The following is a 3,010-nucleotide window of genomic DNA, read 5'->3' on the forward strand; positions in this document are numbered from 1 at the left end:
CCCCGCCCGAGCGGGCGCCCGCCCGCCCCCCCCTCGCCCCGCCGCCCGCCCGCGGGCCCGAGGCCCAGGGGGGCGTCGCCGACGGCGTAGACGTCGGGGTGCGAGACCGAGCGCATGGTGGCGTCGACGACGATCCGGCCGGTGTCCGACACCGTCAGCGTGGTGGCCGCGGCGATGGGGTGCACCGTGAAGCCCGCGGTCCACACGGTCAGTGCGGACGGAATCTCCGTGGTGCCCGCGACCACGGCGGTCGCGGTGACGCGGGTGATGTCGGCGTGATCGTGCACCGTGATGCCGAGCCGGTCGATCGCCTTCGTCAGGTGCTGTCGCGCCTTCTCGCTCAGCCAGGCGCCGACACCGCCGCGGGCCGCGATCGACACGGCGAGATCCGGGCGGGCCTCGGCGATCTCGGTGGCGGCTTCGATGCCGGTCAGGCCACCGCCGACGACAACGACCGGCGCGCCGGCGGACAGTTCGCCCAGCCGGGCCCGCAGACGCAGCGCCGCCTGCTTTCCGGCGAGGCCGTGGGCGTGCTCGGCGACGCCGGGGACGCCCTGGTCGGCGCCGGTGCTGCCCAGCGCGTAGACGAGGGTGTCGTAGGCGATGGTCTCGCCGTCGGCGAGGGTGACCTGCTTGCGCTCGGCGTCGACCGCGGTGACCCGGTCGATCACGACCCGCACGCCGGTGCCCGCGTAGACCTCGCGCAGCGGGCGCTCGCGCAGCTGCTGGCCGGTCGCGAGCTGATGCATCCGCACCCGTTCGACGAAGTCGGGGTCGGCGTTGACGAGGGTGATCGCGACGTCGTCGCGATGCAGCCGCTTCGCGAGACGCCCGGCGGCGATGGCTCCGGCGTACCCGGCTCCGAGGACGACAATGCGGTGCTTCATGGCTCGCTCCTATCGGGATGGACTCCCCTCCTGAACCGGACAGGCGCGCGAACCCTGACACCACCCAGCTGTGATGTGGGTCACCATGCGAAATCGAGCGGGGCATGTGGCCCCTCGGCCGTCCACTGCCGGGTGATGCGAGCCAGCTTCTCCGGGTTGACTTGGAGCTGGACACCCGCGATCCCCTCGGGCGTGACGTCGAGGCCGACGACGGCGATGACCTGGTCGCCGACCAGCGCCAGCGCGCCGGGACCGCCGTTGACCACGCAGGCGTAGAACACCGGAGTGCCGCCGACGTAGGCCCGCTTGGCCGGGGTCGGGTGGAACACGTGGCTGAGGTAGCGGGCGATGGCGAACGCGCCGAGAATCGGGGTCTTGCGGGCCGGGATCCGGCCGCCACCGTCGGCCACGCCGACCGCGTCGTCGACGAGCAGCCGGACCAGCGGATCGGTGTCACCGCTGAGCACCGCCGCGAGGAATTCCTCGACGATCCGCTGCGCCGCGGCCGCGTCGACGGTGACGCGGGACTGCCCGCCGACGTGCTGCTTCGCCCGCCGGTAGATCTGCTGACAGTTCGACTCGCCGATATCGAGGATCTCCGCGATCTCGCGATGCTGATAACCGAACGCCTCGCGCAACACGTACACCACGCGCTCGTTGGGTGAGAGCCGTTCCATCACGGCGAGCATCGCGAGCGACACGGATTCGCGCTGCTCGACCGTGTCGGCCGGGCCGAGCATGCGGTCACCGGCCAGGACGGGCTCCGGAAGCCACTGTCCCACGTAGGTTTCCCGCCGCGCCCTGGCCGAGGTGAGCTGATTGAGGCAGATGTTGGTGAGCACCTTCGTCAGCCACGCCACCGGCGTCTCGATCCGTTCCCGGTCGGCCGCGTGCCAGCGCAGGTAGGTGTCCTGCACCGCGTCCTCGGCGTCACCGGCCGAGCCGAGCAGCCGGTAGGCGATCGCCTCCAGACGGCCACGGGAAGCCTCGAACACATCGGCCTGGTCGGTACTGAGCGTCATCCCCCTATGGTCGGCTATTCGGGCGTGGTGCTGCCACCGAACCCGTCAGCTACTACAACAGCAGGCCGAGCGCAGCGGAACGCCGAGTTTCGTGGCGTGAGCGATGACACAGACCATCGATTGGGTTTCGGTCCGTGGCACGCCTCATGAAGACGGATAAGCCCAGGTCATCTAGCCTTGAGAGGTGCCGAAGACTCATACCGGCACACTCTGACGCAACGGAGCGATCCCAGAGAAGAAAGCGACTGCCGATGATCCTGGCGGCTCAGCTCAGCGATACCCACTTCGACCTCACCCCGCGCAACATCGAACGCGTGGAACGAGTGATGGCCTATCTGGCCGACCTGCCCCGCAGGCCCGATGTCATCCTCGTGACCGGTGACATCACCGATTCCGGCAAGCCGGAACAGTACGCCGAAGCCCGCCTGGCCCTGCAGGCCGACATCCCCGTCTACCTGCTGCCTGGCAACCACGACGACCGCGCCGCTTTCCGCACCGATCTCCTCGGCGAACCCGCCTCGACCGCTCCGATCAACAGCGTCCACCGCGTCGGACCACTCACCGTGATCATGCTCGACTCCAGCATCCCCGGCGAACCAAGCGGCCTGCTGTCCGAGGAGACCTACGACTGGCTGCGCGCGACGCTGGCCGCCGCGCCGCCCGAAGGCCCGATTCTGCTGGCCCTGCATCACCCGCCGAAGCCCGTCGCCAGCCCGGTCGTCGACGTCATCGCCCTGGCCGACCCCAGTCGCCTCGCCGCCGTCGTCGCGGGCGACCCCCGCATCCTCGGCATCATCACCGGCCACGCCCACTCCCCCATCGCGACGATATTCGCGGGAAAACCCATGATCTGCTGCCCCAGCACCGCCTCCGTCCTCGGCGGCGCCTGGGAGGTGACCCTGCCGCACAAGGTCATGGACTACGCCCCCGATCCCGCGATCGCCCTGCACGTCATCGATGAAACCCACACCCTGACAACCCATTTCCGCACCGTCGCGATGGGCGGCTGGCTGGCCACGCCCCCGGCCTGACCTGGCAGAACACTGAGCCGGATCGTCCCGCACTCCCAGCCCCGCACGCCCCGACCTCGAGGAGGGGCAG

3 protein-coding genes are annotated in these 3,010 nt (G+C 70.2%); 1 reads left to right on the top strand and 2 read right to left on the bottom strand.

The features are described from left to right. Together ACFWPJ_RS29135 and sigJ are read right to left on the bottom strand one after the other, a co-directional pair. Window positions 1-887: NAD(P)/FAD-dependent oxidoreductase (locus ACFWPJ_RS29135; RefSeq protein ID WP_378856154.1), on the bottom strand; the 887-nt coding region annotated here is incomplete at its 3' end. A gap of 80 nt (window positions 888-967) precedes the next feature. Further along, window positions 968-1,909 (bottom strand): RNA polymerase sigma factor SigJ, encoded by a 942-nt coding sequence (sigJ, locus tag ACFWPJ_RS29140; protein WP_378856156.1) that lies wholly within the window; start codon window positions 1,907-1,909, stop codon window positions 968-970. A 251-nt stretch (window positions 1,910-2,160) separates the two neighbouring features. Here sigJ and ACFWPJ_RS29145 point away from each other — a divergent pair, with 251 nt between their 5' ends. Then, on the top strand, window positions 2,161-2,940 hold the full coding sequence (locus tag ACFWPJ_RS29145; RefSeq protein ID WP_378856158.1) for a metallophosphoesterase: 780 nt from the start codon (window positions 2,161-2,163) through the stop codon (window positions 2,938-2,940). Window positions 2,941-3,010 lie beyond the last annotated feature (70 nt).

This window comes from Nocardia sp. NPDC058497 (assembly GCF_042720195.1).
GTDB lineage: Bacteria > Actinomycetota > Actinomycetes > Mycobacteriales > Mycobacteriaceae > Nocardia.